We start from the raw sequence: 15342 nt of genomic DNA on the forward strand, positions 1-15342 counted from the left end.
CGGCGCACCGCCTCGCAGGCTGGGTCAGTCCGGCTGGGCCGCCCTGCCCGCTAAGCCATGCAGATTCGCCGCCTCAAGCTGACCGGCTTCAAGAGCTTCGTCGAGCCGACCGAGCTGCGGATCGAGCCGGGGCTGACCGGCATTGTCGGGCCGAATGGCTGCGGCAAATCCAATCTGCTGGAGGCCATCCGCTGGGTGATGGGCGAATCCAGCCCCAAATCCATGCGCGGCGGCGGCATGGACGATGTGATCTTCGCCGGCACCGCCACTCGCCCGGCGCGCGATTTCGCGGAAGTCGGCCTGTTCGCCAGCGTGCCGCCTGGCACTGTGTTGCCGGCGATCGACATGGCCAGCGATGGCGAGCTGGAAGTCATGCGGCGCATCGAGCGCGGCGCGGGCAGCGCCTATCGCGCCAACGGGCGGGACGTGCGCGCCAAGGATGTCGCGCTGCTCTTCGCCGATGCCGCCACCGGTCCGCACAGCCCGGCACTGGTCAGCCAGGGCAAGATCGCCGCCGTCATCGCCGCCAAGCCCGCCGAGCGCCGCGCGATGCTGGAAGAAGCGGCGGGCATCGCCGGCCTGCATGTGCGCCGCAAGGATGCCGAGCAGAAATTGCGCGCGAGCGCGGCCAATCTCGCCCGGCTGGATGAAATCCTTGCCGAAATGGACGTGCGCGCCAATGCGCTCCGTCGGCAAGCGCGGGCCGCCGAGCGCTACACGGAATTGAGCGAAAAGATCGTGCTGGCCGAGGGCCGCGTGTTCTTCGCCCGCCATCGCGAGGCCGCGACCGAAGCCGACCGTGCCGCGCAGGATGCGGAGAGGGCCGAGGCGCTGGTGCGGGTGGCGCAGGAGGCGCAGCTGGACGCCGCCGCTCATCAGCAGGCCGCCATCGAGACACTGGCGCGCGCACGCACGGCCGCCAACGAGGCCCGGGAGGCCGCGACCGAGGCCCGCTTCGCGCTGGAGCGGCTGACAGGCGAACGCGATACCCTGCTGCGCCGGATCGCCGAGCTGGAAGGCCAGCTCGCCCGCGTGAGCGAAGACCAGCAGCGCGAAGGCGCGCTGGCCGCCGATGCCGCCAGTGCCATCGAGGCGCTGCAGGCCGAGGATGCGACGCTCGCCGAGCGGATCAAGGCGGCGAAGACGACGCTGCCGGCCTTCGTCACGCGTCTCGCGGAGGCCGAGACGGCCAGCCGCGATGCCGAGGTTGCGCTGGCGCAAGCCATGGCGCGACTGGCCGGCGAGCAGGCCGAGCGGCGTGTCGCCGAGGCGGGCCTGAATGCCGCGCGGCAGAAGCTCGCCCGCGCCCGCAGCGAGGCCGAGCGGATCGCCTCGGCCCTCACCGCCCTGCCCGATGCCGCGCCGCTCGCCACCCGCCAAGCCGAGGCCGAGCAAGCCAAAGCCGATGCCCTCACCGCCCGCACCGATGCCGAGGCGCGCATCGCCGCCGCCGCGCAGGCGCGCGAGGCGCATACGCAGGCTGTCGGCGAGCAACAGCGCGCGCTCGCCGCCGCCCGCGCCACCGTCGCCGCGCTGGATAGCGAAGCCAAGGCACTGGCCCGCGGGCTGGAGACGCAGGGCAGTAGCGATCGCGCCATCGACGCCCTGCGCGTCGACCCCGGCTATGAGCATGCGCTGGCCGCCGCGCTGGGCGATGATCTGCAAGCCGCGCTCGGGGCGCAGGGTCTGGCACGCTGGAGCGGCGCCGCTATCGATGCGCGCGACCCTGCTTTGCCGAATGGATGCGCGCCGCTCGCTGCCCATGTCCGCGCGCCCGAGGCGCTGGCCCGCCGCCTCGCGCAGATCGCCGTGGTCGAGCAGGATGATGGCCAGCCGCTTGCGGTCGGCCAGCGCCTTGTCACGCGCGACGGGCAATTGCGGCGCTGGGACGGGTTTGTGGCGCAGGAAGGCGGTGGCGCGGCAGCCGAGCGACTGATCCGCATCAACCGCCTCGCCGCCATCGAGCAGGAGCGGCCTGCCGTCGCCGCCACCGTCAGCGCTGCCGAGCAGGCCTTGGCGGCCGCCGAGGCATCGTTGCGCGAAGCCGGCACCGACGAGCGCGCTGCCCGCGAGGCGATGAGCGCTGCCGACACGGCCCTGCGCGGGGCGGAGCGCACGCTCGGCGAAGTGGCGACCGCACTGGAACGCCTTGCCGGACAGCGGGCGGACCTCGACCGGCGCCATCAGGAAGCCTCTGCCGATCTCACCACCGCCGAGCGCGAGTTGGAGAGCGCGCAGGCTACCCATGATGCGCTCCCGGCCGGTGACGACACCGCTGCGCGCGTCGATCTGCTCAAGTCCGGCGCGGAACGGTGCCGGGCCGCAATCGGTCAGGTGCAGGCCGAGCGGGCCATGGCCGAGCGGGCGCTGGCCGCCGATGAGGAGCGCGTGAAGGCGATCCGCAGCGATGTGGCGGGCTGGAAAGCGCGCGCTGGCGATGCCGTGCGCCGCGTCGCCGAGATGAAGACCCGCGCCGAAGCGCAGGCGACCGAACTGGACGGGCTGCGCGATCGGCCCGCAGCGCTGGCGACGGAACTCGATGCCCTGACGCAGGCCGCTCGCGACCACCAGGCCGCCGTCGAGCACAGCCGTAGCGAGGAAGCTGCAGCCGAGGCCACATTGGCCACCGCCGAAAAGGCGCTCGCCAATGCCAATGAGGCTCTCTCCACCGCCCGCGAGGCGCGAGCCGGAGCGCAGGCGCGCGCCGAACATGCCGTCACGCGCCGCCGGGAAATCGGCCAGGCCTGCGGCGAGCGCTTCTCCTGCCCGCCCCCCGTGCTGCCGAGCAAGCTTGGCTTCGCGAGCGAGGAGGTCGTCGCCGCCTCCGAAGAGCAGGCCCGCTATGACAAGCTGGTGCTGGACCGCGAACGGATCGGCCCGGTCAACCTCGTCGCCGCCTCGGAACTGGCCGAGCTGGAGGAGACGCAGACCAGGAGTCGCGCCGAAAGCGAGGAACTGACCACCGCGATCAACCAGCTGCGCGGCTCCATCGGCCATCTCAACCGCGAGGGGCGGCAACGGCTACTAGCGGCCTTCGAGGCCGTGAACGGTCATTTCCAGCGCCTGTTCAGCACGCTCTTCCAGGGCGGGAGCGCGCATCTGGAACTGATCGAGAGCGATGATCCGCTGGAGGCCGGGCTTGAAATCCTCGCGCAGCCGCCAGGTAAGCGGCTGACGACGCTGACGCTGCTTTCGGGCGGCGAACAGGCACTCACCGCAGTGGCGCTTATTTTCGGGCTCTTTCTAACCAATCCGGCACCGATTTGCGTGCTGGACGAGGTCGATGCGCCGCTGGATGACGCCAATATCGAGCGCTTCTGCGGACTGTTGGAGCGGATGGTGCAGGATACCGCGACCCGCTATCTGATCGTCACGCACAACGCTGTCACCATGAGCCGGATGCACCGGCTGTTCGGGGTGACGATGATCGAGCAGGGTGTGAGCCGGCTGGTGTCGGTGGACTTGCAGGCGGCTGAGAATTTGCTGGCGGCGGAGTGAGAGGGACGCGGGCTATGCGCAACAAACGAGCGGTCGAATGATTGTTAGCTCATCAACTATGCTCGTGTTCTTCACGAATCCGACGGACCGTGACCCCGTTCCAGACGACAAACACAACACCAATGATCAATGAAACAATGGCCCCCCAACCGCTGACAGACTGTATCGTTGCCCACGTAGCACTTGTCGCCTCAGACAGATCACCTTCTTTGGCCATCGCCAAGCCTTGTTTCGTGCTAAGCCAAACGCCGGCTAAAAATGTGCTAAACGACAGGAATAATGTTCCGATTCCTTGCAAAGCAGCTAAGCTAGTCAGCTCTTGAGAACTGACAGAATACCACTTCACTGTTCGCACCCCGCCATGGTTGCGCACTTTTGTCGATGTTGATCGCGGTTTTGGTGTCTGTAGAGAAGTAGGCTGTTTCGGCTTGACAGGACCTTGGTTCCCAGCGCTCCGAGGTTCTATCGCCACCTCAGACCTCCGGCGGAATAAGGCCGGCCTGCTCCCAATTTTCCAAGGACTGACTCAGGTATTGGACCATCGAGCGAAGCTGGGAAATGGGTAGTGCCAACGTCACAGCATGGCGTGACTGATAGCCTCGGTCTCCTTCTGGAGTACCCAATGGCTCCGCAGCCAGTTGCGCGAAAGCCATCCTAACAACCCCATTGGCTGTGTGGGCGTGATAAAGTCCATCTACGAATACCAAGGGGGCGTCGATCACCCTAGTTGCCATTACTAGCGGTGGTTCGGAATCCGGTGGCAAGGGTATTTGCTGTGGATCGTGCTCGGCCATTTTAATCCCCATCGACTCGGTTCGATGGACTGCATTACCACATCACGCAATTTGGGAACGACTTGGTCCTGGCCAATCCCCTCAATGCGGCTCCTTGCTCACATCCACCTTTTCTACCCATTCCGGGTAGAAGCTCGGCTCACGGCTCGACCAGCCCGCAGCCGTGGCGGCGGCTTCGCTGATCGACTGGAGCAGGGCCCGGCGGCGTTCGGGGTGGAGGTGCGGCAGGCTGGCGGCGGCGCAGAAGGCGCCGGGCAGCCAGGGGCGCGACCCTGCGCCGATGAGACGCTCGTAGAGGAAACGATAGGCCGAGAAACTGTTCAGCCGGTTCTGGCCAAGGTCGAAGGCGGAGACGGTGACCAGTGGTGCCATGAACGGCTCGACCTGATCCAGGCCGCTATCATCGGGCACCCGCGCCTTGATCTCGTCCAGCCTGCCATAGAGCCGGCTCTGCGCCTTGATGCTCGCCGCCTCGACCACGTCGCGTCCCCAGGTTTCCATGGGCGCGCCGCGATGGAAGGCGACATCGAGAGAGCGGCGGATGTAACGCTGCGTTGCAGCCGGGAAGGAGGCGAACTCGCGCAGTTCCGCGAGGGTTACGGCCCCGTCAGTCGGCTTGGAATGCTGACCCAATGCTGCCTCCATCATTTACGTTTCGGAGACTATGCCCTGCCTGGTTACCGGCAGCTTAAGCCTCCGTTGTGCAACGTTCACATGGAATCAGATTATCTTGTGCGACGCAACAGGAATTTTCCTGAGCGGCATTCAGTTTGCCGGAAAATTCGCAAAGCCGTTGTAATTCTGTAGCTATTTGACGAAGCATCCGTCAAACAAATGATGTTGCAGCGCAACATTAAACGAAGAAAGCCGAGTCCGGTCGCGGTCCCCGCCAGCCACCGGCCTGTGTTTCTTTGCCCTCGTTCCCCCGATAGTAGCCGCTTGGCGCCACAAGGCAAGCAGACCGATGCATGCGACGAATGCCCACGGCTGCGGGAAAGCCTGCAAAGTCAGGATCAAGCCGCCGCGGCGCCCTTGGGCGAAATCGGGGGCGCAGTCCGGAACAGCTCGCCGAACGGATCGTCCTCGACCTCGGGTGCCGGCGCTTCCCGCACGGTGGCGCGGCGCATGTCGCGACGCTCGTTCCAGTCGAACTGGCCGCCCTTGTGGAACACCGCGAGATTGTCCCAGATCACCATGTCGCCAACGGCGTAATCGACGCTGATGGCATATTGGTCCTGCGTCGCGAAGTTGTTGAGATAATCGATGAGTTCGCGGCTCTCTTCCCAGCCCCAGCCGACGACGCGATAGCAGTGCGCGCCGGCGTAGATCATCTTGCGGCCCGAACCCTTGTGGACATGCACCAGCTTGTGGACCGGGCGGTGACGCGCCTCGATATCCTCGCGGCTGATCTCGGCACCGCCCTGCTTGCGCGACCACCAGAGGCTATGCTCGCATTCCAGATTTTCGATCTTGTCCTTCACGTCCTGCGGCAGGTCGTCATAGGCCGAGCGTGCATCGGCAAACCAGGTCGGCCCGCCGGACGGCGGCACTTCCACGGCGCGGAGCATGGAATAGGACGTGCGCAGGTCCATGAAGCTGCTGTCCGTGTGCCAAATCTGATCGCCCTTGCGATAGGTCGTGGCGCCCGGATCCCAGTTGATCTCGCCCTGCGCATTGAGATTGCCGGCGTTGAACAGGAAGATGCGCGGGCGGCCCTCGCGGGGCGGCAGGCTCTCCAGATGGCCGAAATTGCGCGCGAAGGCGATCTGCCCCTCATCGTCCAGCCCGGTGTTCCGGTAGACGGTCACGCCCCAGCGATCCTGCTGAGCGATCAGCTCGGCGATCGTATCCGCATCGAGCGGCTTGCTGATGTCCACGCCGGAAATTTCGGCGCCGAAACGGGGGGTGATGGGGGTGGCCGTGATCGTCATCAGTCTATCCTGCTCCTGAGGAGGCCGATAGTAGCACAATCATTAGCATGGTCAAGTATTAGCCACGCTCGGAATGCGCCCTGCTTCGCCAGCCTCGCGTCACGGCGATAGCGCGTTCCGCCTAGCTTTTCGAGGCTTTCATGCTGGCAAGAACCTCGCGCAGAGCGCTCAGCCCCGCCGGCTTGGGAAGCATTGGCCAATCCCTGGTGCCATCGCCCAGATAGCTGCTGTCCGGATAGCCGCTCATCACCACGAACGGGATATTGCGGGCCTCCAGTTCCATCAAAACCGGCTCCGAGGTTTCGCCGCCGAGATTATAATCGACGATTGCACCGGTGATATTGCCGCTTTCCAGAGCTGTAATCGCCTGGCTCACTGTGGAGACGGGATAGACTTCATCCGCCCCCAATTCGCGCAACGTCAACTCAAGGTCGAGCGCGATAAGCATTTCATCTTCAAGCAAAAGAACATTCAGCATCCCCGGTTCCTCGAACATTCAACGAGAGGCGCCGGCCTGCCCCTGTTACTGACCCTTTGCGGCCCGTTTACTATCATGAACGCGGCTCTGCGGTGCCTCTATGCGCGGTGAGTTGATGGATGTCTGTTCACTTTTGAACATAGACGGGAACTGCGGCGGGGGCTGATCGTTATGCATCGCATGCACGACATCGTCTCGCCCGGCATCGATCATAACAATCTGGTGGCAGCGCTGAACCCTGCCGATCTGGCCTTGATGGCCAAGGTAGCGCGCGTCGTGCGGCTACCGACGGGCGCGACCCTGTACGACCCCGGCGATACCGTGGTCGCCGCTTATTTCCCCCTTGGCGATGCGGTCGCGACATTCCACGTGCTGATGGACGACGGCTCGTCGGTCGAGATCGCGATGGTCGGACGTGAGGGCGCTGTGGGTGGCATCGTCAGCAGCGGGCGGCTAGCGGCCTATTCCCGCTCCTGCGTAATGCATGGCGGCTATTTCGCCCGGTTCGATTCTGCGACGCTGGAGACGCTGAAAGCGAGTTCTCCCGCCATTCGCGATCTGCTCAGCCGCTATGCGGACTGTCTGCTCGCCCAGATTTTCCAGTCGGTCGCGTGTAACGCCGTCCACAGCCTGGAGATGCGGGCGGCCAAATGGCTGACGGCCGCTGTCGATCGCACCGGCAACAATCAAGTGATGATGACGCAGGAGGAATTCGGGTCCCTTCTCGGCATTGCGCGCAGCTATGCCAGCCGCCTGATCAAGAGTTTCAAGACCGACGGGCTCGTCCAGACCCGGCGCGGCTCGCTCGTCGTGCTGGATGCGGATCGGCTGCGTCAGCGCGCCTGTTCATGCAACGATATGGTGCGCACCCATTTCGATCACGTGCTGGCGGGCGTCTATCCAGACCCCGCCGAGCTTGAGCATCTGGTCCACAACGTCAGCCCCTAACGTTTGCCAGGAGCTGTCGCGCAGGAGATGGCCTCCTACTTTCTGGTCTTCGGCGGAAGTGGCGCGCATTTGGTCTTGTCGCCGGCCAGACAGGCCGCGACATCCGCTTCCCACTTCGCCCGCGCCTCGGCGGCCTGCGCCTGTTCTGCGGCGATTTCTGCATCCCGCGCCGCCAGCGCGTCCCGATAGGTCTGTTCGCGTGCGGCCTGCTCGTCGGCAATGGCCTTCTTCTGCGCCTCGAAATCGCTCATCTGCTGCGCCGCCAGCTTTGCCTGCTCGGCATGGAGCACACGCCGCTCTTCCTGCTCCTGCGGGGTGTCCTGCGCCAGCGCGACGGTGGCTGAGACCATCACGGCGCCTGCAAGGGTCGCCAGTCGTGCGTAACGTGCCAGGGTCATGTCGTTCTCCGTCGTCTGTCGGGCCGGGCATTCCACGCCACGGCCTGCTGGTACAATGATTAAGATCAAGACTCGATGCACGCGCAATCGCGCGAATGTCCGTCGGGCCATCTCGCATCTGGCCTCGGGCGATCCTATCTGTGCCTCTGGCTGAACCTTGCCGCTGGATTCCCTTCAGGAACAGAGATAGAACACCGCTCATGAGCCTTACCCATATTTCGGTGCGCGGCGCGCGCGAGCACAATCTCAAGGGCATTGACGTGGATCTGCCGCGCGATGCGCTGGTCGTCATCACGGGCCTCTCGGGCAGCGGCAAGTCGAGCCTCGCCTTCGACACCATCTATGCCGAGGGCCAGCGGCGCTATGTGGAGTCCCTCTCCGCTTATGCGCGCCAGTTCCTGGAGATGATGCAGAAGCCGGATGTCGAGCATATCGACGGCCTCTCGCCGGCCATCTCCATCGAGCAGAAGACCACGAGCCGCAACCCGCGCTCCACGGTCGCGACCGTGACCGAGATCTACGACTATATGCGCCTGCTGTGGGCGCGCGTGGGCGTGCCTTATTCCCCCGCCACCGGCTTGCCGATCAGCGCGCAGACGGTGAGCCAGATGGTCGACCGCGTGCTGGCGCTTCCGGAGGGGACGCGGGTCTATCTGCTCGCCCCGGTCGTGCGGGGCCGCAAGGGCGAGTATCGCAAGGAGCTGGCCGAGTGGCAGCGCGCCGGCTTCACCCGCGTGCGCATCGATGGCGAGTTCTACCCCATCGAGGAAGCCCCCGCGCTCGACAAGAAGTACAAGCACGACATCGAGGTGGTGGTGGACCGCGTGGTGGTCCGCGAGGATATGGCGCAGCGGCTGGCGGAGAGCTTCGAGACGGCGCTCAAGCTGGCCGAGGGGCTGGCTTATGTGGATTTGGCTGAGGGGACGGTGGCGGAACTGGGCAGCACGCCCTCCCCGTTCGTGTCGAGCGAAGTCGAGACACAAGAGGAGAACGCTGCTGGCATCTCGACTTCGCTCGATGCGAACGGAGGCAGTGCCAAAGGCAAGACCGGCATGAAAAACGCCGGCATCCCGGCCAACCGCATCATCTTCTCCGAAAAATTCGCATGCCCGGTCAGCGGCTTCACCATTCAGGAGATCGAGCCGCGCCTGTTCTCGTTCAACGCGCCGCAGGGCGCTTGCCCGGCCTGCGATGGCCTGGGCGAGAAGCTGGAGTTTGACGAGCAGCTCGTCGTCCCCAATGAGGCGCTGACCCTCAAAAAGGGCGCGATCGTGCCCTGGGCCAAATCCAATCCGCCGAGCCCCTATTACATGCAGGTACTCGCCTCCCTCGCCAAGGCCTATGGCTTCAGCCTGGAGACGCCATGGAGCGAACTGCCGGGTGAGGTGCGCCTCATCATCCTGCACGGCACGGGCGGCAAGCCGGTCACCCTCACCTTCCAGGATGGGCGCAAGAGCTACAGCGTTTCCAAGCCGTTCGAGGGCGTGATCGGCAATCTCAACCGCCGGATGCTGCAGACGGACAGCGCCTGGATGCGCGAGGAGCTGGGCAAGTTCCAGACCGCGCAGCCCTGCGAGACCTGCGGCGGCGCGCGCCTCAAGCCCGAGGCGCTGGCCGTGAAAGTCGCGATGCAGGACATCGCCACCCCCACCCGCATGAGCGTGGTGGATGCGCTCGCCTGGTTCACCGCCCTGCCCCAGCAGCTGACCGACCAGCAGAACCAGATCGCCAAGGCCATCCTCAAGGAGATTATCGAGCGGCTCGGCTTCCTCAACAATGTCGGCCTCGATTATCTCAATCTGGACCGCACCAGCGGCACGCTCTCGGGCGGCGAGAGCCAGCGCATCCGCTTGGCCAGCCAGATCGGCTCGGGCCTCTCCGGCGTGCTCTATGTGCTGGACGAGCCGAGCATCGGCCTCCACCAGCGCGACAACGACATGCTGCTCGTGACGCTCAAGCGCCTGCGCGATCTCGGCAACACCGTCATCGTCGTGGAGCATGATGAGGACGCGATCCGCGCGGCCGACCATATCGTGGACATGGGGCCGGGCGCCGGCGTGCATGGCGGCGAGATCGTTGCGCAGGGCACGCTGGCCGATGTGCTGGCGACGCAGGGCTCGCTCACCGCCGATTATCTCAACGGCACGCGCGAAATCCCCGTCGCCGCCAAGCGCCGCAAGGGCAGCGGCAAGAAGCTGACCGTGAAGAATGCGCGCGCGAACAATCTCAAGGGCGTCAGCGCGTCCATCCCGCTCGGCACCTTCACCTGCATCACCGGCGTCTCCGGCTCGGGCAAGTCCAGCTTCACCATCGACACGCTCTATGCCGCCAGCGCCCGCGCGCTGAATGGCGCCCGCGTGATCGCCGGTGCGCATGACAAGATCGAGGGGCTTGAGCATCTCGACAAGGTGATCGACATCGATCAGTCGCCTATCGGCCGCACCCCGCGCTCCAACCCGGCGACCTATACCGGTGCGTTCACCAACATCCGCGACTGGTTCGCCGGCCTGCCGGAAAGCCAGGCGCGCGGCTACAAGCCCGGCCGCTTCTCCTTCAACGTGAAGGGCGGCCGCTGCGAGGCCTGCCAGGGCGATGGCGTCATCAAGATCGAGATGCACTTCCTGCCGGACGTCTACGTCACCTGCGAGGAATGCCACGGCAAACGCTACAATCGCGAGACGCTGGAGGTGAAGTTCAAGGGCCACAGCATCGCCGACGTGCTGGACATGACGGTGGAAGACGCCGTCGAGTTCTTCAAGGCCGTGCCACCGATCCGCGACCGCATGGCCATGCTGGCGGAAGTGGGCCTGGGCTATGTGAAGGTCGGCCAGCAGGCGACGACCCTCTCGGGCGGCGAGGCCCAGCGCGTGAAGCTCGCCAAGGAGCTGAGCCGCCGCGCCACCGGCAACACGCTCTACATCCTCGACGAGCCCACCACCGGCCTCCACTTCGAGGATGTGCGCAAACTGCTCGAAGTGCTCCACGCGCTGGTAGAGCAGGGCAACAGCGTCGTGGTGATCGAGCATAATCTCGATGTCATCAAGACCGCCGACTGGATCATCGACCTGGGGCCGGAAGGCGGCGTGAAAGGCGGCGAGATCGTCGCGACCGGCACGCCCGAGCAGGTGGTGAAGGAGAAGCGGAGTTATACGGGGCGGTATCTGGCGCCATTGCTGGGGAAGAAGGCGGTGAGTGAGGCTGCGGAATAGCCCTATAGTTTCGCCGCTTGAAATAGCGGGTGGGGAGAACGAGAATGAGCGACTTTGCGGCCCCCAATGGAACCAAGGCAACATTTTTTGATCTTCGGTCAGACGGCAACATCATTCATAGAATTTGTATAGATTCTATCCAGTTAATTAAGAATGATATAGAGTTTATTTTAGATCAGTTTGATAAAAACGTCATTTCTGGAATAAATCTGGAACCAAAAATATTTGAGGATATGAGTTTTAACGCTGCCAGCAAAGCCTATGAAGGAAAAGATTTAATCGGCGTCAACGTCGGAGCTGCGATATGCATTCATGAAATAGTTGGTAGAGCGATCAGTAGCGGATTATTATTTTACGATGGAGTGAAATTAGGAAGTAGAAGTAAATTTCTGATAGAATATTGTTTAAAAAACGACCCAGTTGATTCTTACCATGGTTTTGAAAATGGATACGGAGAAGATACCGTATTTAATTATTTTGTCTCTACCATGTTGAGATTTTTATTCCATCATGAACTCGCTCATATTTGGAACGGCCATTCTCAACTTCGCAACGAACTTGCAAATAACAATAATACTATATTAGACGAATTTGGCCAGAAATCTTCATTCATGCTTGAACTCGATGCTGATAGGAGAGCAATATTCTGGCTAATCAACTCCACCATAGGGAGCGTTCATCACTCGAAAAATACATTCTATTTTTTCTCTGATCGCACTCTAATATTCCACACAGCATCCGCCATTTATTTGTGCTTACGCGCCATAAATCATTTCCATTTACGGGAATTAGACGAGCACTCGACCCACCCATCTTCCGAAGACAGATTGGGTTGGGCTATGGAAACTTTACTGATTTACCTCACGTACAACACAAACCTATCAGCAAATGACATTGGTCGACTCATCAACGAAGCAATTTTAAGATCGGAAGATTGCTTCACTCAGATATTCTCTTGTCAGCGCGTTGACCTGTACTCGCCGGCATTTATTGCAAAGAACGTGGAGGAAAGGACCTTGCTTCACGCCCAATGGCCGGCCTTGGCCGCGCGACTTTCGTGTTATCAGAGAGGCATGAGATTACCCGAAACGAGAGAGATAGGCACCGGAACCCCTCTCAGCGGACTGAGCCTTCTGAAATCGTTAAAAAGGATCGATGACTTCGTTAGTTTAGCGGCAATTGATCGAGAAAGCTGGGCTAATCATATCCGCCAGGGAGTCGATCTGGCACTTTCAGATTTGCACGCGATAGATTTCAATAGCAGCGTTAACGCCACGTTCGAACACCTCGAAAACACTCTTTCAAAGATCATGATGTTGAGAATTGATCTAGACCGCACATTCGATTCAAATATATGTTTTTTACTTTGGAATGAAATACACAAACAATCAAAAATTCTTTTTGATGGAGTCCAGAATATATTTGAAAATCAAGAAAACTCATCTTCATTTGTTAGCTTAATTTCTCACTCTTGCGTGGATCCAATAATATCATTATTTCTAATGGAAGAACCAGGCACATTTTCGAATTTATTTGAGCAGTCTATGGAAAAATTTGACCAGCTTACTCCTAAAAGTATTAATTATCATTTGTCTGTAAATGATAAACGCCGTAGATCTTTCACGAATGTTCTAACATCCACCCATCCGAACTACATCCAGAACTGCACATCAATGTCGGGCACTGCATTTTTAATAGAACATTTTTTTACATACATTATGCAATTCATGATTAAAAATCAAAAAATACTACATTGACTCTGAGAGCGCGCATAGTCCGCAGCAAAACCGGAGAGGCCCGCCCCATGAACAGCCGACGCGACTTCATCAAGCAAACTGCCGCCGTCGGCGCCGCGAGCCTCGCCACCGACGCCGCGCAAGCACAGTCCACCACCCCGCCGCTCTGGCAGAAGCTCTACCCCGGCTTTCGCAATCTGCGGATCAGGACCAGCGGCGCGGAGATCAATGTCGTGATGGGCGGATCGGGGCCGCCGTTGCTCATGCTCCATGGCGCGCCGGAATCGCTTGTCACTTGGCATCTCGTCGCGCCGGCGCTGGCGCGGGATTATACCGTCGTGCTGGCCGATCTGCGCGGTTATGGGGATAGCAGCAAGCCGGAGGGCGGCGCGGATCATTCGGCTTATTCCAAGCGGGCGATGGCGCAGGATGGCGTGGAGGTGATGGCGCATCTGGGCCATGAGCGCTTCCTGCTCGTCGGGCATGATCGCGGCGCGCGGGTCGGGCGGCGGATGGCGCTGGATCATCCGGAGAAGGTCCGCAAGCTCGCGGTGCTGGACATATTGCCGGAGCATTATCTCTACAGCCATGTCACGCTCGGCTTCGTGCGCGGCTATTATCACTGGTTCAGCTTCCTGCGCCCCGCGCCCATTCCGGAGGAGGAGACGCTGGCGCGCTACAAGGCGCGGGCGGGCGAGGCGACCAGCGAGATCGAGCGGGAATATGATCGCCACCGGCTCGACCCGGCGATGCTCCACGCGATGTGCGAGGATTATCGCGCCTCGGCCTCGGTCGATCTGGATCTGGACCATGCCGATCTGGCGGCGGGGAAGAAGATCACCTGCCCGCTGCTCGCAATCTGGGCCGGCAAGGGGCTCTATCCGCGCCTGTTCGATGACATATTGGGCGTGTGGCAGGCCGAGGCGAGGGACGTGCGCGGCCATGCGCTGCCCAATGCCACGCACAATCTGCAGGAGAGCGACCCGCCGGCGACGCTCGCGGCGCTGCAGGCCTTCCTGCGCGATTGATCTCGGGACCAATTTTTCGGAAGATGTGAGCGGAAAAGAAGTCCGGCCTCCCGGGGGGTGGGGGGATGGGAGACCGGACCCTTTTCAGCCGCTCGGCTGTGTGTGGGAGATCACCGCAGAAGCGACTTTCTACCCCTTTGGGTGCAGCATTCACTGAACCTGTTCCCTATCAGATAGGGTCGACAGGCCAGGGAACAAGGGCCGCGCGATCAATCGCGCCTGACGCACGTTGGGCCGTCTCGCTGCATCGGACGGACGCATGCAGGCGCTCTTTCGTCGCAGCGATGTGTTGGTGGCCGGGCGGGAGGGGCCCGGCCACCGGGGTTGTTCGGGTGAACGTGCCTCAGGTCGAGGGCGTGCCGGAGCCGCCCATGCCGGTGCCAAGGCCGCTGGTGCCGAAGATCTGCGAATTCTCGTTGGTGCCGGTCGTGCTGGTGGTCGCCGCGCTGCCGGCATAGCTGTCCGTCTTCACGCCGCCGGACTGCACGCCGGGGCGCGTGCCATCGGCATAGCCACCGCCAATCGTCAGGCCCTCGGGCATAGGCGTATCGGGCTTGAGCGTGACACGATCGTCATGGATGCTGTCGACATAATCGAGATTGATCTGGTGATGGCGGCTGTCCGCCGAATCCGTGCGGGTGAGGACCAGCAGATCGCCGTCCACCTTGTCGACGGTGCCGACATGGCGGCCGCTCGCATCCGCGACTTCCATATGCTCCTTGATGCGCCACTTCTCGAACATGGCTCGCTCCTTTTCTCTGCAGATACAATGAACTAGATGGTACTGAAGAGAGAACGGCCGAGGCGGCGGAGCGTTCCGAAAACCCCGCCCCATCCAGCGCATGGCAGCCACGACTGGCCTGTTCACGGCCGGCACCAAGCGCAATCCGGCGCGAGACGGCGCGCGCCGCTTTTGATACGGGTCAATGCGTCCGGCCGCCGGAGCGGTCACATAGCAGCGGATGACCGACGCGATGACCACGCACCCCATGCCCCGCCCCTCCGCCGGCACCGGCGCCGCGCTCGCCTTGCCGGCAGCGTTGCTGCTGATCCTCGGCGGATGCGCCCGGCAGAGCGCCGCGGTGGTGAGCAGCGCGCCGGATACGCCGGGCTTCCTGCTCGGCCTGTGGCACGGCTTCATCTTTCCCTTCGCCTGGGCGCTCTCGCTGATCGCGGACGATGTCGCCGTCTATGCCGTGCCCAATAATGGCGGCTGGTACGATTTCGGCTATTTCCTCGGCATCGTCGTCTTCGGCGTGGGCGCGCGCAAAACCAAGACGGTGACCGTCTATGTCGATCGATGGCGCGGCCGGTGATGGCGA

General features: G+C 62.4%; 11 protein-coding genes. 6 read left to right on the forward strand and 5 right to left on the reverse strand.

Annotated features, from left to right (window positions below; all coding sequences use genetic code 11):
* Positions 1-57: 57 nt before the first annotated feature.
* A complete protein-coding gene (gene smc, locus M2333_RS09620; protein WP_264611607.1) occupies positions 58-3498 on the forward strand; it encodes a chromosome segregation protein SMC in 3441 nt (1146 codons plus the stop codon).
* 875 nt (positions 3499-4373) lie between these two features.
* On the opposite strand, the gene M2333_RS09625 is transcribed toward smc, so the two are convergent.
* The 3 genes from M2333_RS09625 to M2333_RS09635 all read right to left on the reverse strand — a co-directional run bounded on the left by M2333_RS09625 (position 4374) and on the right by M2333_RS09635 (position 6719).
* On the reverse strand, positions 4374-4925 hold the full coding sequence (locus M2333_RS09625) for a hypothetical protein (RefSeq protein ID WP_181558892.1): 552 nt from the start codon (positions 4923-4925) through the stop codon (positions 4374-4376).
* 380 nt (positions 4926-5305) lie between these two features.
* Positions 5306-6223 (reverse strand): TauD/TfdA dioxygenase family protein, encoded by a 918-nt coding sequence (locus M2333_RS09630; RefSeq protein WP_181558891.1) that lies wholly within the window; start codon positions 6221-6223, stop codon positions 5306-5308.
* Between the two features lie 121 nt (positions 6224-6344).
* On the reverse strand, positions 6345-6719 hold the full coding sequence (locus M2333_RS09635) for a hypothetical protein (RefSeq protein WP_264611608.1): 375 nt from the start codon (positions 6717-6719) through the stop codon (positions 6345-6347).
* A gap of 162 nt (positions 6720-6881) precedes the next feature.
* Between M2333_RS09635 and M2333_RS09640 the strand changes: the two genes are divergently transcribed.
* Positions 6882-7649 (forward strand): Crp/Fnr family transcriptional regulator, encoded by a 768-nt coding sequence (locus tag M2333_RS09640; protein ID WP_264611609.1) that lies wholly within the window; start codon positions 6882-6884, stop codon positions 7647-7649.
* A gap of 35 nt (positions 7650-7684) precedes the next feature.
* Here M2333_RS09640 and M2333_RS09645 read toward each other — a convergent pair whose 3' ends face one another.
* The gene (locus tag M2333_RS09645; protein ID WP_181558888.1) at positions 7685-8047 is read right to left on the reverse strand and encodes a hypothetical protein; all 363 of its coding nucleotides are present in this window, start codon (positions 8045-8047) and stop codon (positions 7685-7687) included.
* Positions 8048-8247: 200 nt separating this feature from the next.
* On the opposite strand from M2333_RS09645, the gene uvrA reads away from it, so the two are divergent.
* Genes uvrA through M2333_RS09660 form a run of 3 tightly spaced genes read left to right on the forward strand, consistent with a single transcriptional unit; the run spans position 8248 to position 14020 of the window.
* On the forward strand, positions 8248-11256 hold the full coding sequence (gene uvrA, locus M2333_RS09650; protein WP_264611610.1) for an excinuclease ABC subunit UvrA: 3009 nt from the start codon (positions 8248-8250) through the stop codon (positions 11254-11256).
* 44 nt (positions 11257-11300) lie between these two features.
* Positions 11301-13013, forward strand: a complete 1713-nt coding sequence (locus M2333_RS09655; RefSeq protein ID WP_264611611.1) for a hypothetical protein — start codon at positions 11301-11303, stop codon at positions 13011-13013.
* 47 nt (positions 13014-13060) lie between these two features.
* Entirely contained in the window at positions 13061-14020 is a 960-nt protein-coding gene (locus M2333_RS09660; protein ID WP_264611612.1) for an alpha/beta fold hydrolase, read from the forward strand.
* Between the two features lie 343 nt (positions 14021-14363).
* On the opposite strand, the gene M2333_RS09665 is transcribed toward M2333_RS09660, so the two are convergent.
* Entirely contained in the window at positions 14364-14762 is a 399-nt protein-coding gene (locus M2333_RS09665) for a DUF2171 domain-containing protein (protein ID WP_264569609.1), read from the reverse strand.
* A gap of 220 nt (positions 14763-14982) precedes the next feature.
* On the opposite strand from M2333_RS09665, the gene M2333_RS09670 reads away from it, so the two are divergent.
* Positions 14983-15336, forward strand: a complete 354-nt coding sequence (locus M2333_RS09670; protein ID WP_413716488.1) for a hypothetical protein — start codon at positions 14983-14985, stop codon at positions 15334-15336.
* Positions 15337-15342 lie beyond the last annotated feature (6 nt).

The sequence above is a fragment of the Sphingobium sp. B11D3B genome, assembly GCF_025961735.1.
In the GTDB taxonomy this organism is placed as follows: Bacteria; Pseudomonadota; Alphaproteobacteria; order Sphingomonadales; family Sphingomonadaceae; genus Sphingobium.